At 71.2% G+C, this 23,151-nt stretch carries 25 protein-coding genes and 2 pseudogenes; 15 read left to right on the forward strand and 12 right to left on the reverse strand.

Going from position 1 to position 23,151, the window contains the following annotated elements; all coding sequences use genetic code 11:
• Positions 1 to 64: 64 nt before the first annotated feature.
• The gene (locus ACIBAF_RS20740) at positions 65 to 643 is read right to left on the reverse strand and encodes a DUF5134 domain-containing protein (protein WP_399464678.1); all 579 of its coding nucleotides are present in this window, start codon (positions 641 to 643) and stop codon (positions 65 to 67) included.
• Between the two features lie 235 nt (positions 644 to 878).
• Here ACIBAF_RS20740 and ACIBAF_RS20745 point away from each other — a divergent pair.
• A pseudogene (locus ACIBAF_RS20745) lies at positions 879 to 1,301 on the forward strand (FUSC family protein); the annotation flags it as partial.
• On the forward strand, positions 1,298 to 1,942 hold the full coding sequence (locus tag ACIBAF_RS20750) for a MarR family winged helix-turn-helix transcriptional regulator (protein ID WP_399464679.1): 645 nt from the start codon (positions 1,298 to 1,300) through the stop codon (positions 1,940 to 1,942). The pseudogene ACIBAF_RS20745 and the gene ACIBAF_RS20750, both read left to right, overlap by 4 nt.
• Positions 1,943 to 2,005: 63 nt before the next feature.
• Here ACIBAF_RS20750 and ACIBAF_RS20755 read toward each other — a convergent pair whose 3' ends face one another.
• Both ACIBAF_RS20755 and ACIBAF_RS20760 read right to left on the reverse strand, forming a co-directional pair.
• Positions 2,006 to 2,770, reverse strand: a complete 765-nt coding sequence (locus ACIBAF_RS20755; protein ID WP_399464680.1) for a VOC family protein — start codon at positions 2,768 to 2,770, stop codon at positions 2,006 to 2,008.
• A gap of 229 nt (positions 2,771 to 2,999) precedes the next feature.
• Positions 3,000 to 3,326 (reverse strand): annotated as a pseudogene (locus tag ACIBAF_RS20760) (histidine kinase dimerization/phosphoacceptor domain-containing protein); the annotation flags it as partial.
• A gap of 237 nt (positions 3,327 to 3,563) precedes the next feature.
• Here ACIBAF_RS20760 and ACIBAF_RS20765 point away from each other — a divergent pair.
• Positions 3,564 to 3,923, forward strand: coding sequence for a hypothetical protein (locus tag ACIBAF_RS20765; protein ID WP_399464681.1), 360 nt, complete (start codon positions 3,564 to 3,566; stop codon positions 3,921 to 3,923).
• Positions 3,924 to 4,010: 87 nt separating this feature from the next.
• Positions 4,011 to 4,874, forward strand: coding sequence for an endonuclease/exonuclease/phosphatase family protein (locus ACIBAF_RS20770; RefSeq protein ID WP_399464682.1), 864 nt, complete (start codon positions 4,011 to 4,013; stop codon positions 4,872 to 4,874).
• Positions 4,875 to 4,955: 81 nt separating this feature from the next.
• Here ACIBAF_RS20770 and ACIBAF_RS20775 read toward each other — a convergent pair whose 3' ends face one another.
• Together ACIBAF_RS20775 and ACIBAF_RS20780 are read right to left on the reverse strand one after the other, a co-directional pair.
• Positions 4,956 to 6,083 carry a lipid II:glycine glycyltransferase FemX gene (locus ACIBAF_RS20775; protein WP_399464683.1) on the reverse strand — a complete coding sequence of 376 codons (1,128 nt, stop codon included), beginning with the start codon at positions 6,081 to 6,083 and terminating at the stop codon, positions 4,956 to 4,958.
• A gap of 198 nt (positions 6,084 to 6,281) precedes the next feature.
• On the reverse strand, positions 6,282 to 6,674 hold the full coding sequence (locus ACIBAF_RS20780) for a VOC family protein (protein WP_399464684.1): 393 nt from the start codon (positions 6,672 to 6,674) through the stop codon (positions 6,282 to 6,284).
• Between the two features lie 224 nt (positions 6,675 to 6,898).
• Here ACIBAF_RS20780 and ACIBAF_RS20785 point away from each other — a divergent pair, with 224 nt between their 5' ends.
• Complete coding sequence (locus tag ACIBAF_RS20785) at positions 6,899 to 7,438, forward strand: GNAT family N-acetyltransferase (RefSeq protein WP_399464685.1); 540 nt, start codon at positions 6,899 to 6,901, stop codon at positions 7,436 to 7,438.
• A gap of 20 nt (positions 7,439 to 7,458) precedes the next feature.
• Here the strand turns inward: ACIBAF_RS20785 and ACIBAF_RS20790 are convergent, their stop codons facing one another.
• Entirely contained in the window at positions 7,459 to 8,142 is a 684-nt protein-coding gene (locus ACIBAF_RS20790) for a glycerophosphodiester phosphodiesterase (RefSeq protein ID WP_399464686.1), read from the reverse strand.
• Between the two features lie 269 nt (positions 8,143 to 8,411).
• Here ACIBAF_RS20790 and ACIBAF_RS20795 point away from each other — a divergent pair, with 269 nt between their 5' ends.
• From ACIBAF_RS20795 to ACIBAF_RS20815, 5 genes are all read left to right on the forward strand, one after another.
• Positions 8,412 to 9,809: a DUF6421 family protein gene (locus tag ACIBAF_RS20795; RefSeq protein ID WP_399464687.1), complete on the forward strand. Its 1,398-nt coding sequence runs from the start codon at positions 8,412 to 8,414 to the stop codon at positions 9,807 to 9,809.
• Positions 9,810 to 9,844: 35 nt separating this feature from the next.
• The gene (locus ACIBAF_RS20800) at positions 9,845 to 10,591 is read left to right on the forward strand and encodes an SDR family NAD(P)-dependent oxidoreductase (RefSeq protein ID WP_399464688.1); all 747 of its coding nucleotides are present in this window, start codon (positions 9,845 to 9,847) and stop codon (positions 10,589 to 10,591) included.
• A complete protein-coding gene (locus ACIBAF_RS20805; protein ID WP_399464689.1) occupies positions 10,588 to 11,658 on the forward strand; it encodes a threonine aldolase family protein in 1,071 nt (356 codons plus the stop codon). The genes ACIBAF_RS20800 and ACIBAF_RS20805 overlap by 4 nt, the downstream gene beginning before the upstream one ends.
• An 86-nt stretch (positions 11,659 to 11,744) precedes the next feature.
• Positions 11,745 to 12,338 (forward strand): transglutaminase domain-containing protein, encoded by a 594-nt coding sequence (locus ACIBAF_RS20810; protein WP_399464690.1) that lies wholly within the window; start codon positions 11,745 to 11,747, stop codon positions 12,336 to 12,338.
• Positions 12,339 to 12,386: 48 nt separating this feature from the next.
• A complete protein-coding gene (locus ACIBAF_RS20815; protein ID WP_399464691.1) occupies positions 12,387 to 13,646 on the forward strand; it encodes a hypothetical protein in 1,260 nt (419 codons plus the stop codon).
• A 12-nt stretch (positions 13,647 to 13,658) separates the two neighbouring features.
• Here the strand turns inward: ACIBAF_RS20815 and ACIBAF_RS20820 are convergent, their stop codons facing one another.
• The 3 genes from ACIBAF_RS20820 to ACIBAF_RS20830 all read right to left on the reverse strand — a co-directional run bounded on the left by ACIBAF_RS20820 (position 13,659) and on the right by ACIBAF_RS20830 (position 16,169).
• Positions 13,659 to 14,711, reverse strand: a complete 1,053-nt coding sequence (locus ACIBAF_RS20820) for a hypothetical protein (protein ID WP_399464692.1) — start codon at positions 14,709 to 14,711, stop codon at positions 13,659 to 13,661.
• A 124-nt stretch (positions 14,712 to 14,835) separates the two neighbouring features.
• Positions 14,836 to 15,564, reverse strand: a complete 729-nt coding sequence (locus ACIBAF_RS20825) for a lysophospholipid acyltransferase family protein (protein WP_399464693.1) — start codon at positions 15,562 to 15,564, stop codon at positions 14,836 to 14,838.
• A 188-nt stretch (positions 15,565 to 15,752) separates the two neighbouring features.
• Positions 15,753 to 16,169 (reverse strand): DUF4395 domain-containing protein, encoded by a 417-nt coding sequence (locus ACIBAF_RS20830; RefSeq protein ID WP_399464694.1) that lies wholly within the window; start codon positions 16,167 to 16,169, stop codon positions 15,753 to 15,755.
• 75 nt (positions 16,170 to 16,244) lie between these two features.
• Between ACIBAF_RS20830 and ACIBAF_RS20835 the strand changes: the two genes are divergently transcribed.
• The 4 genes from ACIBAF_RS20835 (at position 16,245) to ACIBAF_RS20850 (ending at position 19,396) form a co-directional block, all read left to right on the forward strand.
• Positions 16,245 to 16,658 carry a thioredoxin family protein gene (locus ACIBAF_RS20835; protein ID WP_399464695.1) on the forward strand — a complete coding sequence of 138 codons (414 nt, stop codon included), beginning with the start codon at positions 16,245 to 16,247 and terminating at the stop codon, positions 16,656 to 16,658.
• Between the two features lie 208 nt (positions 16,659 to 16,866).
• Positions 16,867 to 17,376, forward strand: a complete 510-nt coding sequence (locus ACIBAF_RS20840; RefSeq protein WP_399464696.1) for a flavin reductase family protein — start codon at positions 16,867 to 16,869, stop codon at positions 17,374 to 17,376.
• A 219-nt stretch (positions 17,377 to 17,595) separates the two neighbouring features.
• Positions 17,596 to 18,384, forward strand: coding sequence for an electron transfer flavoprotein subunit beta/FixA family protein (locus ACIBAF_RS20845; protein ID WP_399464697.1), 789 nt, complete (start codon positions 17,596 to 17,598; stop codon positions 18,382 to 18,384).
• A gap of 49 nt (positions 18,385 to 18,433) precedes the next feature.
• The gene (locus tag ACIBAF_RS20850; protein WP_399464698.1) at positions 18,434 to 19,396 is read left to right on the forward strand and encodes an electron transfer flavoprotein subunit alpha/FixB family protein; all 963 of its coding nucleotides are present in this window, start codon (positions 18,434 to 18,436) and stop codon (positions 19,394 to 19,396) included.
• Between the two features lie 63 nt (positions 19,397 to 19,459).
• Here ACIBAF_RS20850 and ACIBAF_RS20855 read toward each other — a convergent pair whose 3' ends face one another.
• Entirely contained in the window at positions 19,460 to 20,380 is a 921-nt protein-coding gene (locus ACIBAF_RS20855) for an endonuclease/exonuclease/phosphatase family protein (protein WP_399464699.1), read from the reverse strand.
• Positions 20,381 to 20,564: 184 nt separating this feature from the next.
• Here ACIBAF_RS20855 and ACIBAF_RS20860 point away from each other — a divergent pair, with 184 nt between their 5' ends.
• Positions 20,565 to 21,869, forward strand: coding sequence for a DUF6986 family protein (locus ACIBAF_RS20860; protein WP_399464700.1), 1,305 nt, complete (start codon positions 20,565 to 20,567; stop codon positions 21,867 to 21,869).
• 61 nt (positions 21,870 to 21,930) lie between these two features.
• Here ACIBAF_RS20860 and ACIBAF_RS20865 read toward each other — a convergent pair whose 3' ends face one another.
• On the reverse strand, positions 21,931 to 22,320 hold the full coding sequence (locus tag ACIBAF_RS20865) for a VOC family protein (protein WP_399464701.1): 390 nt from the start codon (positions 22,318 to 22,320) through the stop codon (positions 21,931 to 21,933).
• An 86-nt stretch (positions 22,321 to 22,406) separates the two neighbouring features.
• Positions 22,407 to 23,144: a hypothetical protein gene (locus ACIBAF_RS20870; protein WP_399464702.1), complete on the reverse strand. Its 738-nt coding sequence runs from the start codon at positions 23,142 to 23,144 to the stop codon at positions 22,407 to 22,409.
• Positions 23,145 to 23,151: the final 7 nt, after the last annotated feature.

A 23,151-nucleotide genomic window follows, 5' to 3' on the forward strand; every position in this document is an offset into this window, starting at 1 on the left:
AGTGACGCAGACCACGCCCTGGCATGCGGACTGCCGCCGCCCGTCCGGCAGTTGGGGACGGCCATCACATCGTCAGCAGCATGGCGAGCATTCCGATGCCCATCGCCAGCCGGCAGGCGCGTGCCACCTCGGGTCGGTCGCCCCACGCGAGGGCGGCTCCGCCCACCCCGGCCACCGGCAGCAACCGGACCCCGCAGAGCAGGACGTACCCGGCGAAGTACAGCAGCAGCGCGCCCGTCAGCAGCGGGACCCCCGAGCCGTCGTGCGCGGGGTCGTGACCGTGTGCGTGCGCCGACGAGAACGAAGGCGAGGCGGCCATCGCGGCCGCCATGTAGACCATCGCCCCGGTCCCCACCAGGTGGTGCAGATGATGGGCGCTCGTCGCGCGGGCCGCCCACAAGGCCCACAGGGCCCGCAGCGCCGCCGCGCCGAACACCGCCGTGTACGCCGGCCAGGCCCACGCCGGTGGGGTGAACACGGCCGGGGGCACGGCCATCGCGGCCATCCCGAAACCCATCAGCGCCTCGCCGCCCGCGGCCTTGCGCTGTTCCTCGACCTTGCTGCGCATCCGCAGCAGACAGTAGCCCCCGGTCGCCGCACACAGCGCGACCAGCAGCCAGCCGGGCGAAGCCGGTCCGTGCACGCGCACCTCCCCGCTCGACGTTCCCCGTCGAGGGATGCGATGCCCACACCACGCCGCGCGCACGCGGGCGCAAGGGTGTACACGGGGGGCATTCGATGGGAGCATTCGATATCTTTCACAGATAAAACACATGCTGAATTGTTAGCCGCACGGTCCCGAGCGCCGCGCTGCCGCGCACGCCCTGAACGCGGCCGCCGCCCACGCCGCCACGGACGGCGCCGGTGACGGTCACGCCGAGTTCAGGCAGGCCCAGGACTCCGGTCGGCTGATCGCCGAGCGGCTCGTCGACACCCTCGTCGGCGCCGTGGTCGGCTTCCTCGCCGCGGTCGTCGTCACCAACCGCCGGGCCGGCGACCGCCTCGGACATGCGCTGACGGCCGTCGAACGGGCCCGCGAGCACGCCGCGCGCCTGCTGGCGGAGCAGCGCCCGACCCCTGGCGCCCTGGAATCCGCCCGCCGCGGCCTCGCCGCCGCACTGGTCGATCTGCGCGCCACCGCCGACGCGGCGTCCGGCGAGTGGCGGCAGCGAGCCCTGCCCGAGGAGCGGGTCGTGACGGCCGAACAGTCCGGACACCGTACGCTCGCGGCGACGGTACGGCGCCAGGGGCTGCTCCTGGACCGGGACGCGAGCACGAAAGCGGAGGACGCGCGGCGATGACGGCGACGCAGGGACGGGCGGCGGCCGAAAACGGGAGAGAGGACGGCTCCGAAGACCCCACGACCGACGAAGCACCCCGAGAACACCCCACAGCCGACCGGGAGAGCGGGGCGTGGGCGGATTCCGGCGTTCCGGCGAGGAGCGACACGGTTGCCGCCGTCGTACGGCAGTGGCAGACCGTGCGGCCCGAGCTCGACACCACGCCCATGGAGATCATCGGCCGGGTCAACCGCTGTGCAGCCCTCCTTCAGCAGGCCGAGGACGCGCCGCTGCGGCGGGCCGGCCTGAGCCGCCCCGAGTTCGACCTGCTCGGCGCGCTGCGCCGCACCGGCCACGAGCTGACCCCCGGCGACCTGGCCCGCGAGACCTTCTCCTCCGGGGCCGCCGTCACCAAGCGCCTCAAGCAGCTCACCGAACGCGGTCTGGTGGAGCGGCGCGGCGACTCCCGCGACCGCCGCGTCGCCCACCTCCGCCTCACCGACGCCGGACGTGACCTCGTCGACGGCGTCATGCCCGAGCAACTCGCCTACGAGAGCGCCCTACTGTCCGCCCTGGACGGCGACCGCCAGGGCGAACTGGCCGATCTGCTGGGAGAGTTGTTGAGTCAGCTGGAGGGGCTCATGCGGACGTTGCGGATCTGAGCGCCTCTTCGACCCGGCCCGACGGACCCTGCCCGGCGACTTCGACGCAACCGGGCCGGGCCCTCACCCCTCGTCCCCCGCCCGATACACGCCGAACACCGCGCCCAGCGGGTCCCGCAGCACGGCGATCCGCGGACCCTCCGGTACCGAGGTCGGCTCCATGAGGGCGGCGCCGCCCGCCCCGACCGCGCTCTGCGTGGCCGCGTCCACGTCGGCCACCGCGAAGTACGGCAGCCAGTGCGGCGGCACCTCGGGCGGGAACTTCTCGTCCATCGTGATCATGCCGCCGAAGTCCGCGCCGCCGACGCCCCACTGCAGATAGTTCTCGGAGGGCCTGACGGTCCAGCCGAACACGGTGGTGTAAAAGACTTCCGCCCGCTCGGGATCCCGGGTCAGCAGCTCGACCCAGCCGAGCGAGCCGGGCGCGTTGAACAGCCCGGCGCCAGGGAAGGCCCGGGCCTGCCACAGCTGGAACGCGGCGCCGCCAGGGTCGAGGGCGACCACGAAACGACCCACGTCGAAGACGTCCATCGGGCCGACCAGCACCTTGCCGCCGGCCTCCGTGACCAGCCGGGCGCTGACATCCGCGTCGGTCACCGCGAACGACACGTTCCAGGCGCACGGCTGTGCCTCCTGGTACAGGGGAGTCAGCGCCGCGACGGCAGCCGCGCCGAGGTGCGCGACCGTGTAGCCGCCCGCCTCCTGTCGCGGATCCGTCTCCGCGCGCCAGCCGAACAGTTCCGCGTAGAACCGTTTCGCCGCCTCCAGGTCACTGGTCCCCAGCTCGGCCCAGCAGGGCCCGCCGGGGACGGGCGCGTCGAGCTTCATGGCGTTCCTTCCGAAGGGAACAGGAACCCCCTCCAGCACGCTAAGCCTCCCCCCGGCCCACGGCATCCCGTGACGACCAGGCCCGCCGTCCGTAGGGCCCTGAGGCCGTTCCTCGCAGCGGCGCCGCCCTCACCCACCCCTCACCTCGCGTCGGGGACGCCATCAGCGCGGCGGCGTGACCAGGCCCATCTCCCGGGCGCCCAGTTTTGGACGCTGATTCCCGCTGCGGCACGTCGACGCGTACCCCCGCGCCCGCGGGCGCCGCGGCCAGCCGTTCGACGTCCGCGAGCCCCGGCGAGGGCGCGAGCGGCGACTGCTCCGAGGCGGTCGCGCCCCGGTCGGCCTGACGGAGCGACACCAGCGTGCGCCGAAGGCCGGACAAGGTCTCCCTGCTGGTGGCCTCGACGGCGCGCAGCGCCTCACGCGCCTGTGCCGGCTGGGTCTCGATGACCCGGCTGCCCATTCCGGCCTGGATGGCGATGATGCCGATGCTGTGGGCGACCATGTCGTGCAACTCCCGTGCGATCCTCAGCCGTTCGGCGGTCACGGCCTCGGCCGTCCCCGGCTCCTGGACCGTGTACACGCTCTGGCCGCTGATCACGGTCGCACTCGCCGTGCTCGTCGTGAGCCGCCGCGATGTGTGATCGCGCCTGAAGGAATGAGCCGCTGGTCGGACCAGAGGATGAGCCGCCGATGACGCCGTCGGCGTGATGTACGGCGGTGACCGCAACCGGCGGGGGCTCCGCACGCCTCATGTCCGGCAGAACCGCAAGAAGCCGGTGAGGAGACCAACGTGACGACCACCGCCCCCGAACACAGCGCCCCCCGTGCCTACGTCGACCCCTATGCCGTCGATGCGGCCGAAGTCCTCTGGCCGGACCCGGCAGACTCGCCCCAGGACATCTCGCATCAGGACATCTCGCAGGACCTCTCGCGTCAGGACATGGACTACCTGCTGCCGCCGCCGAATCCCGCCGAGCGTCTCAACCTCGCCATCGGCCCGCGCGACCAGCGGCGCATCGAGCTGCACGCCGCGCTGACCGCGGCCGGCATCCCGCCCTACCCCGAAGACCGCGACGCCATCGACCAGCTCAGCGCCCTGTCCGGCAGCGTCAACGCCGCCCTCCAGCGCTGGCTGCACCACCCCAGGTGACTCCACGCACGACGCCCTCTTCCCGCACATCGCATGGGGCCCCGACAGCTCCGTCCCATAACCTCGTGCGGGAAGACGGCGGATGCCATGGGCATGCACACGGAGGTGGCGAGGGTGCTCGGTAAGGACATGAGGTTGCTCATGGGCGCCTTGATCGTGGCCTGCGTGGTGCTCGTCGGCTCCCGTGCGCCAAGCGACGCCCCCTCCGCCAGGGCACTGCCCGCCGACGCCGTCCGGGACGTCGTACCGAACCGGGTCATGACGTGGAACCTCTGCAACCCCTGCAAGAAGAGCAACGTCGACCGGGCGGCGGAGATCGCCACGTATGCGCCCCAGATCATCGGCCTGCAGGAAGCGTGCGTGCGTGACGTCGAGCGGATCCGCGACCATCTGGAGAGCCTGTACGGGCTGGTCTACCACGTCGAGTACGGGGCGGTTCTCCGGAATTGGAGCCGCTGCGGGGGAACGCCGTGGAGTCCGGGGGCCTACGGCCAGGCGCTGCTCTCGGCGGCGCCGATGACAGACGCCGTGACCGTGGAATACCCCGACGGCGGATCCGAAGACCGCGGGTACATGGCAGTCACCTCCACCGTGGGCGGTCGGCCCACCCGGGTCTTCAACACGCACCTCGCCGAACGACGTCAAGAGGCGGTCCGAGCGGCCCAGACCGCCGTACTCGCCGCACAAGTCGCCCGGCACGACCGCGTGATCGTTCTCGGCGACTTCAACGCCGTGCCGGACGCCCCCGAACTCACCAGGATGTGGGCTCTGGCCGTGGACGCAGACCCGCAGTGCCATCCCTCGCCCACCGGCGACTGCCGGCCGACCACCGACTGGCGGAGCAAGTTCGACTACATATTCCTGCGAGGCATCGTCCCGCTCGAGCACCGTGTGCATCCGACCCCGTACTCGGACCACGACCTGGTGCAGGCCGACCTGAAGACGACGTGAACGACCATCCTGACCGGCTCGACCGGTGACCTGCTGAGCCGGTCGCGGGGGGCTGCGATCGACCGACCCGCGGCGGCAAGGTCATCTGCGCCCGAGGTAGACCCCCAACGCCCGCTGCAGCACCTTGCCCTGGCTGCCCAGCGGCAGTTCCCACTCACCGAGGTACTCCACGGCCCGGCCGCCGGCCCCCGTCTTGAAGCGGAGCCGGCCGAGGAGACGGTCCTCGGTGAGGGCGGGGGTGATGGAGCGCAGGTCGTAGGTCTCGGCGCCCGCCGCCCGTGCGTCGCTCAGCATGTGCCACAACAGCGCGCTGCTGGGCCGCAGTTGACGCCCCCGGCGACCGGAGGCGGCGTACGAGTGCCAGGCTCGCGAGCCGACGCTGATCATGAGGGCCGTGGACAGCACCTCGCCCTCGTACCGGGCGAGGTAGAGGCGGAGCCGGTCGTCGTCCTCGGCGTTCAGGGCCTCCCACATACGCCGGAAGTAGTCCAACGGGCGGGCCTTGAAGCCGTCGCGGGCGGCGGTCGCGGTGTACAGGCGGTGGAACTCGGGCAGGTCGGAGGCCGAGCCCCACGTGACATGGACGCCTGCCGTCTCGGCCGTGCGCAGGGACTGTTCCCAATGCGGTGCGAGGGCGCCGCGAAGATCGTCCGCCGAGCGCCCCGCCAACGGGATATGACAGCCGTAGCGCGGCTGACCGAGGCCGAACCCGCTGCCGTCGTTCTCCCCGCACGGCCGCCACCCGAGCCGTCGCAGCCGTTCCGCGGCGTCGAGCGCGAATCCGTCGATGCCGGCCGCAGGCAGATCGCGCAGATGACGTACGTCGGGGGCGGCGATGCCCGCCGCCACGGTGGCCGCGTCCCAGTGACGTACGACCAGGGGCGGCCCGATCCGCACCGAGAACGCCCCGATTCCCTTCAGATGGGCGATGAGCGGGTCCAGCCAACGCTCGATACGAGGGGTCCGCCAGTCGATCGCCGGTCCGTCGGGAAGATACGCGAGGTAGCGCCGCGTCCCGGGCAGCGGCCGGTACAGGACGAGCGCCGCAGCGACCAACGCCTCGCCCTCGAACCAGCCGACGCTCTCCGGCAGCCAGTCGGGCTTCACGTCGCCCCACTCGGGGATCTGGAGATGGCTCGCGTCGGGGGACAGCCGCAGATGGGCCAGATGATCCTCGCGCGTGATCTCCCGCACGTACAGGCTGGTCATGGGTAGGGTGCTCCTGCTCGGGGCGGCCACCTTAATCCGGGGATCACCGGACGGGTCAAGACTTCACGACGGTGAGCCGCGCCCACACCTGCTCGCCGCCGTCCCTGGCGCGATCCCAGTCGGGCTCGGTGTACGAGACCGGCAGTACGGGCGAACGGCCGCCGACGGACACCCGAACTCCGCCTCCGGGGCCTCGCCTCAGATGCCCGGGCGGTAGCGGATCGGGTGGTCCGGTGGGACCTCCACCAGGACGATCGGTGTGCCGTCCGGGTCTGTGATCCACATCTCGAGCAGGCCCCACGGCTCCTTCACCGGCGGGCGGACGACGTCGACGCCCCTGGTCCGCAGTTCGTCGTGCGCCGCTGCCAGGTCCGGCACCTGCAGCCACAGCCGGACGGCAGGATCCGGCGGGGTGTCCGACCGGCCGGAGACTTCCAGGAAACCGCCGCCGAGGAAGTAGACGACCCCGCGCTCCGGTCCCGTACCGAACTCGCGGTAGACGGCCAGGCCCAGTTGCTCGCCGTAGAAGGCCCGGGAGCGCTCGGGATCGGTCGGGCGGAGCAGGGTCCTGCTGCTGAGTACATGCACCATGTGTCCGGAGCCTAGGACCTGTCCGGCCGGTCATGTCGCAGACGCGGGGTCTGGCACGCGCTCCCCCACTCTCGGCTTCGCTCGAGCGGGAGGGACCCCCACGGCAGCCGACGGAACCCGTCGTAGACGGGTCCGATGTGCATACGTCTGCGCCGGACGGGCCCTTGCGCGGCAGGGTTAGGCTCGTCGTGTTTCCACCGCGTCAGAGACCGGAGATCGCCCGCATGGACACCGCCGCCACCGAATTCGCCTTCCGCGACGCCACCGACGCCGACGTGGACGCTCTCGTCGCGCTCATAGAGTCCGCCTACCGCGGGGACTCCAGCCGGGCCGGGTGGACGACGGAGGCGGACATCCTCCAGGGCCGGCGCACCGACCCCGACGGCGTGCTCGACGTCATCAAGGCGCCGAACAGCCGACTGCTCACCGTCGAGCAGGGCGGCCGGATCGTCGCCTGCTGCCAGCTCGAACACCGCGGCGAGCACGCCTACTTCGGCATGTTCGCGGTCAGCCCGACGGCACAGGGGGGCGGCCTCGGCAAGACGGTCATGGCGCAGGCCGAGCGGCAGGCACGCGAGAACTGGGGCGTCACCGAGATGCACATGACGGTGATCTCCGTCCGCGAGGACCTCATCGCCTGGTACGAACGGCGCGGCTACCGCCGTACGGGACGCATGACCCCCTTCCCGTACGGCGACGAGCGCTTCGGCATCCCCCAGCGCGACGATCTGCAGTTCGAACTGCTGATCAAGCCGCTCGTCTGAGCCCGAGCGCTCGCGCGCGGTCATGCGGTGAAGCGGCCCGCGCGCCTGATCTCCGGGTAGTCGGTGGTCGCGCCGTCCAGCTCCAGGGCCCGGACGAGCCGCAGCTGGTCCTGGGTGTTGACCACCCAGCCGATGATGCGCAGGTCCCGCTTGCGCGCCTCCTCGACGGTCTCCAGGTTGAGCCGCCGCAGATTCAGGCAGACCGTCGAGGCGCCCGCGTCCACGGCCCGGTCCACGATGTCGAGGCCGTAGCGGCTGCCGATGAGCGCGGTGCGCGCCCCGGGGACCAGCCGGGCGATCTCTGCGACGGCCTCGTCGTGGAAGGAGGACACCTCCACGCGTCCCACCAGGTCCCGTGCGTGCATCACCTCGGCCAGCGCCCGCGCCGCCTGCACGTCCTTGATCTCGGCCTGGAGCGGCACCTGCACGGCGTCCAGGACCTCCTCGAAGAACGGGACGCGCTCCCCGCCGCCCGCGTCGAGGGTGCGCAGCTCGGCAAGCGTCTGGTCGGCGATGGGCCCGGTCCCGTCGGTCGTACGGTCCACGTCGGGGTCGTGCATCACCACCAGGGCGCCGTCCTTGCTCAGGTGCAGATCGAGCTCGACGACGTCGAGACCGGCCTGCTCGGCGGCGACGAAGGATCGCAGGGTGTTCTCGGGCTCGACACCCATGACTCCGCGGTGACCGATGGTGAGGAAGTTCAAGACGGGACTCGCTTCCGTCGACGGCGGGGTGAAGAGCTCGCAGCCTAACGGCCCCGCCCTGCCATGGACACGTGCAGGCGGGCGAGCCGACCGCCTGGGCCCCGCCTCTACCCAGTCGAAGCGGAAGTATTCGCTCCTTCGATGTCTGACAGGAAAAAATGCGGTGAAGAGCCGGGCGCGCAGGATAATCTCTCGAAGGTCCACTTGCTGGAAGAAACCTCATATGCATACGGTGTCCTGACGTGAGGTTCTCCAGTGGAGGATGGGACATGACGGAAATTCTTGTGCAGGCAGCAACGGGGGAGCGGGTTCCTCCGGCGACCAGGGTGGTGGAGCACCCGGCGTGGCGCGTGCTCAAGGATGCCGTGGAGCAGGTTCGGCCCTGGCAGTCCAAGGACGGGTCGATCGACTTCGCGGCCGAGGGCGCACCCGCGCGCACCGATGCCGAGCAGGCGGTCGGGCGCGTGATCGAGGCCGTCGAGGAGCTGTCTCCGCTGCTCCCGCACGACGCCGACTACCACCGAGCCCTGACCGGCGACCTGCGGACCTGGTCCGACGGCGGCTTCGAGGTACCGGACTTCCTCGACTCGCTGCTGGCCTTCCAGCCCGCGGCGAGCCGCGCGGACGGGCTCCAGCATCTGGTCGTCTTCCCGATGTACACGCAGAACGGCAACCCGGACCGCAACCTGGAAGCCGTCGTGCTGCGCATGGTCTGGCCGCAGTGGCTGGCCGAGCTGGAGCGCACCCGTTACGACAACCCGCTGTTCTGCGGCATCACCTTCGAGGACTTCACGGCCGGCTACGACACCAACTCCGCCGTGCTCTTCCCGGAGACGATCGCCGTCCGCGAGGCGCCGGAACGTTTTTCCTGGGGTGGCATCTTCTGCGACCGCGAGGCCGCCCGCTTCCGCCGGGTCACCGACGCGGCCGTCGACATCCTGGGCCTGGAGCTGCCCGAGGACATCGCCGCCATGGTCCACGACCAGAAGCGCTGCGAGGAGGCCTTCGTCCTGTGGGACATGGTCCACGACCGCACCCACAGCCACGGCGACCTGCCGTTCGACCCGTTCATGATCAAGCAGCGGCAGCCGTTCTGGATGTACGGCCTGGAGGAGCTGCGCTGCGACCTCACCGCCTTCAAGGAGGCCGTGAAGCTGGAGGCCGACGGCGTCCCGCAGGCCCGCGACGTGCAGTACGCGGTGCTCTTCGACCGTATGTTCCGCTTCCCGGTCACCGGCGAGCGCGTGCGCAACTACGACGGTCTCGGCGGCCAGCTGCTCTTCGCCTACCTGCACAAGCACGAGGTCGTCCGCTGGACCGACAACCAGCTGCACATCGACTGGCAGCGCGCCCCGCAGGTCACCAACCAGCTGTGCGCCGACATCGAGCAGCTCTACCGGGACGGCATCGACCGCCCCAAGCTCGTCCACTGGTTCGCCGGCTACGAGCTGGTCTCCAGCTATCTCGCCCCGCACCCGGGCTCCAAGTGGGCCAAGGGCCCCGACGCCCTGGACCTGAGCCAGCCGCCGCGCAAACTCGTGGATGACGTGCTTCCGGACGAGTTTCCGCTGAGCATGTTCTATGAGGCACTGTCCAAGAAGCTGAAGAACGTGATCGCCTCCACCAAGGGCATCACGGCGGACAGCGCCGAGAGGGTCGCCGCGTGAGCGACCGTACGCACACCGCTCAGCAGGAGGCAAGGATGGGGAACGGGGCTCTCAACGGTGCGGTGATCGCGGTGGCCGGCGCGGGCGGACCCGCCGGCCGGGCGGCACTGCTCAGGCTCGCCGAGGCCGGCGCGACCGTCGTCGGCGCGGACAACGACCCGGAGCGCCTGGCCGAGGCCGTCGACGCGGCCCGCTACGGGGCCGGGGGCGCCAGCGTCACCGGCGAGCCGGTCGACCTGCTCGACCTGGACTCGACCCGTGACTGGGCCAACCGCGTCGAGAAGGACTTCGGCCGGATCGACGGCCTGGTCCACCTCGTCGGCGGCTGGCGGGGGAGCGAGACCTTCGTCAAGACCAGCCTGGACGACTGGGACTTCCTGGAACTGCTGCTGGTCAAGACCGTGCAGCACACCTCGCTCGCCTTCTTCGAGGGCCTCCAGCGCAGCGAGCGCGGCCGGTATGTGCTGATCAGCGCCGCGGGCGCCTCGAAGCCCACCGCGGGCAACGCCGCGTACGCCGCCGCCAAGGCCGCCGCCGAGGCCTGGACCCTCGCGCTCGCCGACGCCTTCCACAAGGCCGGGGGCGCCGCCGGACCGACCTCCGCGGCTGCCATCCTGGTGGTGAAGGCGCTGGTGCACGACGCGATGCGCGCCGAGCGACCCAACGCGAAGTTCGCGGGCTTCACGGACGTCAAGGACCTGGCCGAGGCCATCGCCGGATTCTGGGAGAAGCCCGCCCCCGAAGTGAACGGACAGCGTCTGTGGCTCACCGAGAAGCCGTGAACCCCCCGAAGACCGACGCCCGTCGCCACCACGACCCCGATCTCCGCGGTTTCGCCAGCGACAACTACGCCGGGGCCCATCCGGAGGTGATGGCCGCCCTGGCCCTGGCCAACGGCGGCCACCAGGTGTCGTACGGCGAGGACGACTACACCGAGAACCTCCAGCGGATCGTCCGCAGCCACTTCGGGCCCACGGCGGAGGCGTTCCCGGTCTTCAACGGCACCGGCGCCAACGTGGTCGCGCTCCAGGCGGTCACCGACCGCTGGGGTGCGGTGATCTGCGCCGAGAGCGCCCACATCAACGTGGACGAGGGCGGCGCGCCGGAGCGCATGGGCGGCCTGAAGCTGCTCACCGTCCCCACGCCCGACGGCAAGCTGACCCCCGAGCTGATCGACAAGCAGGCCTGGGGCTGGGAGGACGAACACCGCGCGATGCCGCAGGTCGTGTCGATCACCCAGAGCACGGAGCTCGGCACGCTCTACACGCCGGACGAGATCCGCGCGATCTGCGACCACGCCCACGCGCACGGCATGAAGGTCCACCTGGACGGCTCCCGCATAGCCAACGCGGCCGCCACCCTGAACGTCCCGATGCGCACGTTCACCAACGCGGTCGGCGTCGACATCCTCTCCCTGGGCGGCACGAAGAACGGCGCCCTGTTCGGTGAGGCGGTCGTCGTCATCAACCAGGACGCCGTGCGCCACATGAAGCACCTGCGCAAGCTGTCCATGCAGCTCGCGTCCAAGATGCGCTTCGTCTCCGTGCAGTTGGAGGCACTGCTCGCCAAGGACCTGTGGCTGCGCAACGCCCGCCACGCCAACGAGATGGCCCAACGGCTGGCGGAGGGCGTGCGGGCCGTGCACGGCGTGGAGATCCTCCACCCGGTGCAGGCCAACGGCGTCTTCGCCCGGCTCCCGCACGACGTGAGCGTGCGCCTGCAGAAGCGGTTCCGGTTCTACTTCTGGGACGAGGCGGCCGGCGATGTGCGCTGGATGTGCTCGTTCGACACGACCGAGGAGGACGTCGATGCGTTCGTGGCGGCGGTCAAGGAGGAGACGGCGCGCTAGCAGGCCCTGACGCTTGGTGCATAGGTATGCGGTCGCCCTCAAAAGTATTTGACGCGTGGGTGATCGCATTCCTATGCTCTCCCGCCATGGAGCTGATCCAGGAGAACCCTGACCTGTCCGCGTATCTGGCTGCTGACGAGGCCGTCGACCATCACCATCCGCTGGTGCGGGCCGCGGCCGCACGCCTTGCGCGGGATGCGGAGGACTCGTATGCCTATGCACGCCTGGCGTTCGAGTTCGTCCGCGACGCCATTCCCCATTCGCAGGACGCCGGCGACCCGCGCGTGACCTGGCGCGCCTCGGACGTGCTGGAGCAGGGAACGGGCATCTGTTACGCCAAGGCCCACGCGCTGGCCGCCCTGCTGCGGGCCGAGGACATCCCGACCGCGCTGTGCTACCAGCGGTTCGCACACGACGAGGGCGACGGGTACGCCGTGCACGGACTCGTCGCCGTGCGCTTCAACGGGGCCTGGCACCGCCAGGATCCACGCGGCAACAAGCCGGGCGTGGACGCACGGTTCTCCCTGGACGGCGAGCGACTGGCCTTCCTGCCGGACCCCGAGACGGGCGAGCTGGACTACCCCGGCCTGTACGCCGCACCCCACCCGGCCGTTCTCGCGGCACTGCAGGCCGCGCAGGACCGCCCGCACCTCTGGCAGACGCTCCCCGCATCACTGTGAGCCCCCCGGCTGCCGCCGCGGACGGCCGCTGCGGCTAGTCTCCCCGGCATGCATGACGGGGGAGAGGCCCGAGAGGCCGACACGGACGGCGACGACGACCTGCGACAGCACGCTCCGCCGGGCGAGGACCAGGAAGGCGACGGCCAGGAAGGCGACGGCCAGGAAGGCGACGACCGGCGGGGCCTTCTTGCCCGGCTGCGGAAGCACCGGCTGCTCGCCTCCGCCGTGGGACTCGCCCTCCTTGCCGCCGCCGTACCGATCGTTCTCGTCGGCGCTGGGGACGACACGCCCTGCCAGAAGATCCCCTCCTCCACCCGAGCCCTGGTCAGGGATCCCGCGGCCGCGACCCGCGCGCTCGATCCGGGCGACGACCTCGCCCGTCTCGACGCCGTGCGCGCACTGCTCGTGCACGAGCATCCGTGCGGCGACGGCGGCAAGGTCCTCGGCGAGGTCGTGGACGCGGGCACCCGGGCCACCGGGATCGAGAACCCGCACACCCCGGCCCAGGCCCGCAGTGCCTTCGCGGTGGCCGCCGTCCTGAACGACACCGAGCTGCCCGACGGGATGGCCCCGGGCGTCGCCCGCATGCTCGCCCAGTACATCGTCGACCAGCACCGGTACGGCGGGTCCGACAAGGACGCCGTACGCCCCGCCGTCCCGGCGGAGCTCACCACACCCGACGACGAGGGCTGGACGACGTACGGCCGTTTCCTCGCCCCCGACGAGGCCCACGCCGACTTCGAGCACACCCAGCCCTACTCGGGCATCAAGGCGGACCCCGAGTACCTGGTCGCCGAACTCGCCAAGGATCCGCAGGCGTTCGCGATCCTGTACGCCGCCGAGCGCGCCTGGCTCGCCTACTACCTGGAACGGCTGGACGGACAGGGCCGTGACCCCGACTACCACCCGAAGCCGGGCAAGGACAGGTTCGAGACGCCCGACACCTACTGGGTCGACAGCGACCTGGAGCACATGGCCGACCGGGTCGGCGCCCTGATGAGGTACCGGGCCCGCTACGCCCGCGACGGCGCCATCCCCGACGTCACAGCCTTCGACAAGACCGTCCGCCGGTACACGCGCGGCGTCTATCTCGCCCACACCGCGCAGGTGACCACCCGCCCGCCGATGGCCGGCATCACCGGGCGGCCCGAGGGCCGGGTGCGCGGTGACCTGATGGACGCCCGGCACCAGCTGCTCAGGGTGGTGGCCTTCTGGGCGACGGCACGGAAGATCCCGAAGGCGCGGGCGGCCGCCATGCGGCAGGTCATCGACGACCGCTACGTCCGGGCGCTCTGGCTGACGATCTGACGACGACCCGCGTCAGGCGTCCAGCGCGAGGCCGGTGCAGCCCCGCCGCTTCACCTGCTCCGCGGCGAAGGCCTTCAACAGTGCCCGTTTCTTCGCCTGGTCGACGCCGGGCACGTCCTTGGAGGCATCGAGCGCGAAGTGGGCGGCCTCGCCGGCGCAGCGGGCGCTCGCGGACAGGGACGGGCGGCTGGTGTGGTTGCCGGCGACGAGACGGTTGCTCCAGTCCCCGAACCAGGCGACGAAGTCCATCCCCGTCGAGTCGTCGTCCGCGAACTCCTCGTCGAGGGTCGCCTCGCAACGGCCCGTCGGCGCCGCGTCGTTGAGCTGGGCGTCGAGCTTCCAGTGCGTCGGGTTCGGCAGCCCCGCCCCGGCCAGCCAGCCGCAGGCGGTGTCGCGGGCGGCGGCCAACGGGACCGTCTTCGGGTCCTGTTCCTCGGGGTCGGCCGGGCTGACGCCCTCCGGCGCCTTGAGCGGTTCGGCGCCGCAGCCCAGGCGTTTCGAGGCGGAGTTGGCGAAGGCGACGGCCACCTCGTAGGAAGCGGGCTGCCGCCAGGGGCCGTTGAGGCTGACGCCGGCGCGCACCAGCATCTTGCGCCGACGGCCGTCCGCGTCCTTGCCCAGGTCGGGGCAGGGCAGCAGGAACTCCAGGGCGCCGAAGCGGGCGATGAACCCGGGCAGTCCTTCCGGCATCGCCGCCTGCTGCGCGAACCCGCCCTCCGGGAAGGCGAACATGAACTCGCGGTCCTGGTCGTCGCGCTGGGTGTAGGCGTGCAGGTTCAACAGCCGCCAGTCGGCGCTGTGGTCACCCGCGACGGTGACCTCGCAGCCGTAGTCGCCGAGCGCCTTCACCCCGCCCGACTCGGCGCCCACGACCCGGGCGTCGCCGGGAACGAGGTCGCGCACGGCGCCGTCGGGGAGCACCCCGTCGCAGGCGGTCCGGATCACCCACCACTCGTGGACGTACGGCTGGGCGATCCACCCGCCCAGTCCGACCACGGCCGCAGCCGCCACCGACACCTTCACCCAGCGCCGCATCTTCGCCCCCGTAGCGCGTTCGGCGGACAACAGCCGTCCCGATGGGGACGGGACCTGTCCCGACAAGGCAGGGACCCTATCGGCGTCCGCGGCGCGCCCGGAGCGCGGGGTCGCGAGAGCCCGCCCCGGCGGGCGCGCCCCCAGCCGACGGACGTCAGCGCGCCTCGGCCTCGCGCACCTGCTCCGGCGTCGGCGCCGTGCCGCCCAGGTGGGCCGGCATCCACCAGGTGTCGCTCGCGTCCCTGGGCCGCACCGGGTAGGCGCGCTGAGCGGCCTCCAGGAGCTCCTGGACACGCTCGCGCAGTTGCCGGGTGATGGCGCCCGCGTACTTGTCACGGGAGGCCTCGACGGCCTCGCCGACGCGGATGGTGATCGGGGTGTGGCTGCGCTTGAAGTTGCGCGGGTGGCCCTTGGTCCACAGCCGCTGCGTCCCCCACAGGGCCACCGGGATCAGCGGGACGCCCGCCTCCTGGGCCATGCGGGCGGCACCCGACTTGAAGCTCTTCAGGGTGAACGACTGCGAGATCGTGGCCTCGGGGAACACCCCGACGATCTCACCGGAGCGCAGCGACTCCAGCGCGTGCTGGTACGCCGTCTCGCCCTGGTTGCGGTCGACCGGGATGTGCTTCATCCCGCGCATCAGCGGACCGGAGATCCGGTGGCGGAACACGGACTCCTTCGCCATGAAACGAACGAGACGTTTCTGCGGGAGCGCGGCCAGGCCGTCGAAGATGAAGTCGAGGTAGCTGATGTGATTGCTCACCAGCACGGCTCCGCCCGAGCGCGGGATGTTCTCCGACCCCTTGCAGTCGATCTTGAGGTCCCAGACCTTGAACAACGTCTGGGCGAGGCCGACGACGGGGCGGTAGACAAGCTCTGCCATGGGCGGGGCGGACCCTTCCTTCTCTTTGCCGGGGGAGGCTCCCGACGGCAAAGTTACGCTGCCGTAGGTTTACGGCATCTCGCAGATCGTGCCCGAAGAACGGCCGGGGAGCCAGTCCTGGTGCCCGACGGCGGCGAGATCCTCGTCACTTCAACCCGCTTGATCCACCTCGGCCTTTTAACTCGCCTTTACTCCGGGCGCACCGCGACCCGCCGTACGAGCAGGTACAACTCGCAGCCCAGGCAGTACCCGAAAGCGGCATTCAGGAAGGCGGCCGCCAGCGCCGCGCCGGTCGCCGCCAGCCCCAGCCAGTCGGGCCCCAGGGTGAGGCCGACGAGGCCGACGCCCGCGAACAGCAGTCCCACCGTCTGTGCGAACCGCGGCGGCTCGGGCGCCTCGAACTCGGTCGGCGGCCCGATCCGCGGCCGTACGACGGTGCGGAACAGCCAACCGTACGGCGAGCGGGCCACCCCGCCCGCCGCGCCGAGCGCGAACGCCAGCGTCTGCCAGGCGAGCAGCCAGGCACTGCCCGTGATCAGTACGACCGCGAGTACTACGGTCGTCACGGCGGCCCCGAAGCGCGGGCCCCTCGCGTCGATGTCCATGAATCAAGCATTCCGCAACGGAAACGATTCATGGGGTCGGGAATCTTTGCAGTCTCATGAACGCTGGAGCGGCTGATGACCGGAGTGGTGGTGTGCGTGGCCGTGCTCGCGGCGGCGAGCGCCTTCGGAGTGCTGCAGCGGCGGCGGAGCGGGAGAGTGCGCGTGCGCGGGCGCGACGACGGACGACGACTCGGGGCGGACCGGCTCGGCGGCGAACTCGGCGAACGGGCCACGCTCGTGCAGTTCTCCAGCGCCTTCTGCGCGCCCTGCCGGGCGACCCGCCGGGTCCTCGGCGAGGTGGCGGGCGTGGTCCCCGGGGTCACCCACATCGAGATCGACGCGGAGGCGCACCTGGACCTCGTCCGCGAACTCGACATCCTCAAGACGCCGACCGTCCTGGTCCTCGACGCCGACGGGCGCATCGTCCGACGCGCCACCGGCCAGCCCCGCAAGGCCGACGTCATCGCCGCCCTGGGGGAGGCGGTGTGACCCTCCCGAAGGCGACGGTGAGGCAGCTCCCAGATCCCGGAACGCACTTGACTGTGCGCGCCACCCATCGTCAGCCTGGCTGTATGCCTGAGGAACTCCTTCTCCACGGACGGGTCCATGTCGACCTGGTCCGTACCGCGAGCGCGCGCTGTCCGGTCTGTTGAGCACCTACGGCCCGGTTCGCCACTCCCTGCAGAAGGACAACTCCATGACGGCCACGCCCGACCTCGGCATCCCTCGACTCGCCTCTCCCGATCTCCTGCGTTCCGTCTTCCGGCGGCACGCGGCGGGGGTCGCCGTGATCACCGCCTCCGATGAGAGCGGTCCGGTCGGTTTCACCGCCACCTCACTCAGCTCCGTCTCCGCCGAGCCCCCGATGCTCTCCTTCGGCATCGGCGTCGGCGCCTCCAGCTGGCCCGTGATCTCCGGGGCCGAGTACCTGGGCGTCCACATACTCGGCGAGCATCAGCAGGCGTTGGCCGCCACGTTCGCCAGGAGCGGCGCCGACCGCTTCGGCGCGCCGACCGTCTGGCGCGAGGGTCCGGAGGGCGTCCCCGTCCTCGACGACGTGCTCGCGTGGCTGGTGTGCCGTGTCGTCGCGCGTGTTCCCGCGGGGGACCACCGCATCGTGCTGGCCGAGGTCGTCCTGGGCGATCCCGACGGCGCGGGCCGCCCGCTGCTCTACCACCAGGGGCGGTTCACCGCTCTGCGGGATTGATCACTGCCCGGCTCTCCTGCGAAGTCGTCGGATTCCGATTACGCTGCGTTGCAAAGGTCACAGTTCAAAGCGCTTGCTTAGCGGGCATGAACTGGGTGTACTGACGAGTAATATTTCGGTCGGGAGCGCAGGCCGCCCCAACCGGGATCGGCCGCTTGTGACGCCTATGCTGCCTGGAAGAAGGCAGCCGAGAACTGACGATGCAGTAGGAGAGCCGGCGTGAGCTTGAGGATCGTTGTCACTGTGAAGTACGTGCCCGACGCCACTGGCGACCGGCACTTCGCCGATGACCTGACCGTCGACCGGGACGACGTGGACGGTCTGCTCTCCGAGCTCGACGAGTACGCGGTCGAGCAGGCGCTGCAGATCTCCGAGAACTCCGACGACGACGTGGAGATCACCGTCCTGACGGTGGGCCCCGAGGACGCCAAGGACGCGCTGCGCAAGGCGCTGTCGATGGGCGCCGACAAGGCGATCCACGTCGAGGACGACGACCTGCACGGCACCGACGCCCTCGGCACCTCGCTCGTGCTCGCCAAGGCGATCGAGAAGGCCGGCTACGACCTGGTGATCTCCGGCATGGCCTCCACCGACGGCACCATGGGCGTCGTCCCGGCCCTGCTGGCCGAGCGCCTGGGCGTCCCGCAGGTCACCCTGCTCTCCGAGGTCTTGGTCGAGGACGGCGCCGTCAAGGGCCGCCGGGACGGCGACGCGGCCTCGGAGCAGCTGGAGGCCTCCCTGCCGGCGGTCGTGTCGGTCACCGACCAGTCGGGCGAGGCGCGTTACCCGTCCTTCAAGGGCATCATGGCGGCCAAGAAGAAGCCGGTTCAGTCCTGGGACCTGTCGGACCTGGACCTGGAGGCCGAGGAAGTCGGTCTCGAGGGCGCCTACACGGTCGTGGACTCCGCGACCGAGCGCCCGGCCCGCACCGCGGGCACGATCGTCAAGGACGAGGGCGAGGGCGGCAAGCAGCTCGCCGAGTTCCTCGCGGGCCAGAAGTTCATCTAAGGCCCCTCGCCGACCGCCCCTCCACTTCGTTTCGCAGGAGAACAAACCCATGGCTGAAGTCCTCGTCTACGTCGACCACGTGGACGGCGCCGTCCGCAAGCCGACCCTCGAGCTGCTGACCCTCGCCCGCCGCATCGGCGAGCCCGTCGCCGTCGCGCTCGGCGCCGGCGCCGAGAACACCGCCGCCGCGCTGGCCGAGCACGGCGCCGTGAAGGTCCTCACGCACGACGCGTCCGAGTACGCCGACTACCTCGTCGTTCCGAAGGTCGACGCCCTGCAGGCCGCCGTCGCCGCCGTCTCCCCGGCCGCCGTCCTGGTGCCGTCCTCCGCGGAGGGCAAGGAGATCGCCGCGCGTCTGGCGCTGCGCATCGGGTCGGGCATCATCACCGACGCCGTCGACCTGGAGGCCGGCGCCGAGGGCCCGGTGGCCACCCAGTCGGTGTTCGCCGCGTCCTTCACCACCAAGTCCCGTGTCGCCAAGGGCACCCCGGTCATCACGGTCAAGCCGAACTCCGCCGCCGTGGAGGCCGCCCCGGCCGCAGGCGGCGTCGAGGCCCTCGCGGTGACCTTCTCCGCCCAGGCCACCGGCACCAAGGTCACCGGCCGCACGGCCCGTGAGTCGACCGGGCGTCCGGAGCTGACCGAGGCCGCGATCGTCGTCTCCGGCGGCCGTGGCGTCAACGGCGCGGAGAACTTCGCGATCATCGAGGCCCTCGCCGACTCCCTCGGCGCGGCCGTCGGCGCCTCGCGCGCCGCGGTGGACGCGGGCTGGTACCCGCACACCAACCAGGTCGGCCAGACCGGCAAGTCCGTCTCGCCGCAGCTCTACATCGCCAACGGCATCTCCGGCGCCATCCAGCACCGCGCCGGCATGCAGACCTCGAAGACCATCGTGGCCGTCAACAAGGACGCCGAGGCCCCGATCTTCGACCTCGTCGACTACGGCGTCGTCGGCGACCTGTTCGACGTCGTCCCGCAGCTCACCGAGGAGATCAACACCCGCAAGGGCTGATCATCCCGCAGTCGCATGACTGTACGAGGCCCTCGTGACCGCTCCGGTCACGGGGGCCTCGGCTCATTCCAGGCTCAAGGAAGCCTGTACCGGGAGATGGTCGCTCGGGTACTGCCCGTCGACGGTAAGGGTGTCGGTCCACTCCCGGTGGACCGTGACGCCCGGCGTGGCCAGGATCCAGTCGATGCGGTCCCCGCCCGGCGTGAGCGCCTTGTACCCGTGGAACGTCGCGTACGCCCCGCCACGCGCGCGTGCCGCGTCCCAGGTGTCGACCAGGCCGGCGGCCAGCAGCGTGTCGTAGATCGGGTTCTCGTGGGCGATGGCGTTGAAGTCGCCGGTCAGCAGCAGCGGCAGGGAGCGGTCGAGCCGGGAGATCCGCTGCGCGATCAGGTCGGCGGAGCGCACGCGCGCGTACTGGCTGGCGTTGTCGAGATGGGTGTTGAGGAGGTAGAGCTCCCGCCCCTGCGCCCACAGATCACGGAAGCGGACCCAGGTGACCAGGCGGGGGTGGGCGCCGCCCCAGGTGTTGGAGCCGCGCACCTCGGGGGTGTCGGAGAGCCAGAAGTGCGCGAAGTCGGCCGGGGCGAGCCGGCGCTTGTCGTAGAAGACGGCCATCACCTCCTCGTCGCCGCCGCGGGTCGTGCCGATCCAGTCGTAGTGCGGCCCGAGATCGGCCTGGATGTCCCGCAGCTGCGGCGGCTGTCCCTCCTGGGTGCCGATGACGTGCGGAGCGGCCCGGCGTAACAGGGTGCGCATCACCGGACGGCGGTCCGCCCAGCTGTTGGGCTCCTCGGTGGACGCGTAACGGAGGTTGAACGTCATGACCTCCAGCGGCGGCACGGGCGTGCGGCGGGGCGGCTCCGGTGGCGCGTTCTCGTGCCGGGCGGCGGACGCACCTGCCATGCCGAGCAGGGGGAGGGCGGCCGCGGCGGCCACCATCGTTCTCAGTCCCGCCCGCCGGGTCGGCCCACCGCTGCCCGTCATGTGTCCCCCCTCGTCTCGTGAGCAAGGATGAAGGGGTGAACCGTTGTGCGGAAGGGGGCGTAGGTGCGGTGGTGAACGCGGGGGCGCCACAGCGTGGACAGGGTGTTGACCTGCCGGAAGCTCCCCGGCTAACTTCGTTCTACGGATTGTTTATTCCGTATCGCGGAAATGTGGAGGGTGTGGGATGGGTCAGGGACAGCAGGAGACGGTGACGACGACTCTCGCGGGCGCCGTCAGCGAGGAGATCAGCGCCTCCCTCACCCCGGTCGACGCCGAACTCGACCGCCGATACCCCGGAGACCCCGGCACCCGCCAGCCCGTCCACACCGTCTACGTCCCCGGTGACGCCTTCGGCGCCGACACGATCCGCTCGTGGGGCGACCGGGCCCTCGCCGCCCTCGACGAGCACGCCCCCGACGCCTCCTCCTTCGCCGCCTGCCTCGGCCTGTCCGACGCGCTCGCCGAGCCCGTGTACGCGCGCGTGCGGGCCAAACTGGAGCGTGAGCCCATCGAGGACCTGCGCGTCGACTTCGAGGACGGCTATGGGCCCCGCCCGGACGCCGAGGAGGACGAGACGGCCGCGCGGGCGGCCCGCCTGATCGCCGAGGCGTACGCCCAGGGCGCCGCGGCCCCGTACATGGGCATCCGCATGAAGTGCATGGAGGCCGCCGTACGCGACCGCGGCATCCGCACCCTCGACGTCTTCCTCACCGGCCTGATGGAGGCCGGCGGCCTGCCCGACGGGCTGGTCCTCACCCTCCCGAAGGTGACGTACCCCGAGCAGGTCACCGCCATGGTCCGGCTGCTGGAGGCCTTCGAGAAGGCGCGCGGGCTCGAACCCGGGCGGCTCGGCTTCGAGATCCAGATCGAGACCAGCCAGTCCATCCTCGCCGCCGACGGCACCGCGACGGTGGCCCGCATGATCCAGGCGGCCGAGGGCCGCGCCACCGGGCTGCACTACGGCACCTTCGACTACAGCGCCTGCCTCGGCGTCTCCGCCGCCTACCAGGCCAGCGACCACCCGGCCGCCGACCACGCCAAGGCGGTCATGCAGGTCGCGGCGGCCGGCACCGGGGTACGCGTCTCGGACGGCTCCACGAACGTGCTGCCCGTCGGCCCGACCGAGCAGGTCCACGACGCCTGGCGCCTGCACTACGGCCTCACCCGTCGCGCCCTCGCCCGCGCCTACTACCAGGGCTGGGACATGCACCCCGGCCACATTCCCACCCGCTACGCGGCCGTCTTCGCGTTCTACCGCGAGGGCTTCGCCCAGGCAGCCGAGCGGCTCTCCCGGTACGCCAACCGGGCCGGCGGCGACGTGATGGACGAGCCGGCCACCGCCAAGGCCCTCAGCGGCTATCTGCTGCGCGGCCTGGACTGCGGCGCCCTCGACCTCGCCGAGGTGACCGGGGCGACCGGGCTGAGCCGGGCCGCTCTGGAGGGCTTCGCAGCCCCGCGCCGGGGCGATCTGACGGCGTCCGCGCAGTAGCGCGACGGCCGCCGGCCGGTCGGGGCCAGGACGCCCCGAGCGGCCGACGGCCTAGGAACGACTACTGCGCGGGGAAGGTGTACGGGGTCGTGATGATCTCCATCCCGTGCCCCGACGGATCCATGAAGTACACGCCCCGACCGCCGTGGTTGTGGTTGATCTCGCCGGGCCGTCTGCCGTGCGGATCCGCGAAGTACGTGATCCCGCCCTGCTTGATCCGGTCGAAGGCCGCGTCGAACTCCTCGTCCGAGACGAGGAACGCGTAGTGCTGCATGACGATGGACTCCGCCGGGATGGTGGCGAAGTCCAGGGTGACCCTGTTGCTCGTCTCGACCGGGACGAACGGGCCCCACTCGGCCCCGACTTCGAGTCCCAGGACGTGGGCGAGGAACTCGGCGGACTCCCGGTTGTCACGGGAGTGGACGATGGTGTGATTCAGCTCGACTGACATGTGTGGAATGCCTCCGTAAGGCAAACTCACGGGCTCCTCCATGCCTCACCCGGACGGTGACCGACACGCGATGCCGTGTGATCATCCTAACGGACGTGCAGATGCTCCAGACCGGAAGCGGTCACCAGCTTCTCCTCCGCGAACAACCGGGTACCCCGCGCGCACAGCCGTGCGTCGGCCCGGGCCCGGGCACAGAACTCCTCCGGAGTCACCCCGAACAGCTGCCGCAACGCCGGTGATCCCGCGAGGAGTTCGGTGATCAGGGCGCGCTGTCCGGGATGGCTGCGCGGAGCGCCGGCGCCGTTGTGCAGCACGCCGTGATGATTCACGTATGCGAACTGGTCGAGGAGCGCCTCGCCGTTCTCCAGCTCGACCCGGAACGCCGGCGCGGGCAGCAGGACCCGGTCGTAGTTCGGCTCCGTCGCGTCGACCATGGCGAGTTGCTCCGCGTCCAGCCAGATGACGAACAACTCCCGTGTCGTATCAGGGGCGTTGACCGGGGACGCGGACACGTATCCGAGCCGGCTGACGTGGGCCGAGACGCCCACGTCGAGGCCCGTCACGCGCGCCTTCACCATCGGGACGGGCGAGGCGATCCCGAACTCGGCCATCTTGTGGCGCAGTTGGGCGGGGCTGGCGTTGGAGCCGACGGCCACCACGGCAGTCCGGTCGGGGTGCGTCAGCCGGTCCAGCGGCAGCAGCCTGTCCCCGTCGAGCAGCCCGGACCCGGCCGGACGGGCGCCGGGATAACTCAGCGGACGGTCCCGCGGGGCCACGGCCAGGCCCAGCGTCTCCAGCGTGCGGTCCTCGTCGCGGGCGTCCACAGCAGCC

It is taken from the genome of Streptomyces sp. NPDC051677 (genome assembly GCF_044453465.1).
Taxonomy (GTDB): domain Bacteria; phylum Actinomycetota; class Actinomycetes; order Streptomycetales; family Streptomycetaceae; genus Streptomyces.

Coding starts and splice junctions, on each gene's coding strand:
- ACIBAF_RS20835 (WP_399464695.1), top strand. CDS start 16,245: ATGACCGGAGTGGTGGTGTGCGTGGCCGTGCTCGCGGCGGCGAGCGCC.
- ACIBAF_RS20800 (WP_399464688.1), top strand. CDS start 9,845: ATGGGGAACGGGGCTCTCAACGGTGCGGTGATCGCGGTGGCCGGCGCG.
- ACIBAF_RS20815 (WP_399464691.1), top strand. CDS start 12,387: ATGCATGACGGGGGAGAGGCCCGAGAGGCCGACACGGACGGCGACGAC.
- ACIBAF_RS20855 (WP_399464699.1), bottom strand. CDS start 20,380: ATGACGGGCAGCGGTGGGCCGACCCGGCGGGCGGGACTGAGAACGATG.
- ACIBAF_RS20825 (WP_399464693.1), bottom strand. CDS start 15,564: ATGGCAGAGCTTGTCTACCGCCCCGTCGTCGGCCTCGCCCAGACGTTG.
- ACIBAF_RS20750 (WP_399464679.1), top strand. CDS start 1,298: ATGACGGCGACGCAGGGACGGGCGGCGGCCGAAAACGGGAGAGAGGAC.
- ACIBAF_RS20860 (WP_399464700.1), top strand. CDS start 20,565: ATGGGTCAGGGACAGCAGGAGACGGTGACGACGACTCTCGCGGGCGCC.
- ACIBAF_RS20770 (WP_399464682.1), top strand. CDS start 4,011: ATGGGCATGCACACGGAGGTGGCGAGGGTGCTCGGTAAGGACATGAGG.
- ACIBAF_RS20775 (WP_399464683.1), bottom strand. CDS start 6,083: ATGACCAGCCTGTACGTGCGGGAGATCACGCGCGAGGATCATCTGGCC.
- ACIBAF_RS20785 (WP_399464685.1), top strand. CDS start 6,899: ATGGACACCGCCGCCACCGAATTCGCCTTCCGCGACGCCACCGACGCC.
- ACIBAF_RS20850 (WP_399464698.1), top strand. CDS start 18,434: ATGGCTGAAGTCCTCGTCTACGTCGACCACGTGGACGGCGCCGTCCGC.
- ACIBAF_RS20755 (WP_399464680.1), bottom strand. CDS start 2,770: ATGAAGCTCGACGCGCCCGTCCCCGGCGGGCCCTGCTGGGCCGAGCTG.
- ACIBAF_RS20795 (WP_399464687.1), top strand. CDS start 8,412: ATGACGGAAATTCTTGTGCAGGCAGCAACGGGGGAGCGGGTTCCTCCG.
- ACIBAF_RS20840 (WP_399464696.1), top strand. CDS start 16,867: ATGACGGCCACGCCCGACCTCGGCATCCCTCGACTCGCCTCTCCCGAT.
- ACIBAF_RS20810 (WP_399464690.1), top strand. CDS start 11,745: ATGGAGCTGATCCAGGAGAACCCTGACCTGTCCGCGTATCTGGCTGCT.
- ACIBAF_RS20865 (WP_399464701.1), bottom strand. CDS start 22,320: ATGTCAGTCGAGCTGAATCACACCATCGTCCACTCCCGTGACAACCGG.
- ACIBAF_RS20780 (WP_399464684.1), bottom strand. CDS start 6,674: ATGGTGCATGTACTCAGCAGCAGGACCCTGCTCCGCCCGACCGATCCC.
- ACIBAF_RS20830 (WP_399464694.1), bottom strand. CDS start 16,169: ATGGACATCGACGCGAGGGGCCCGCGCTTCGGGGCCGCCGTGACGACC.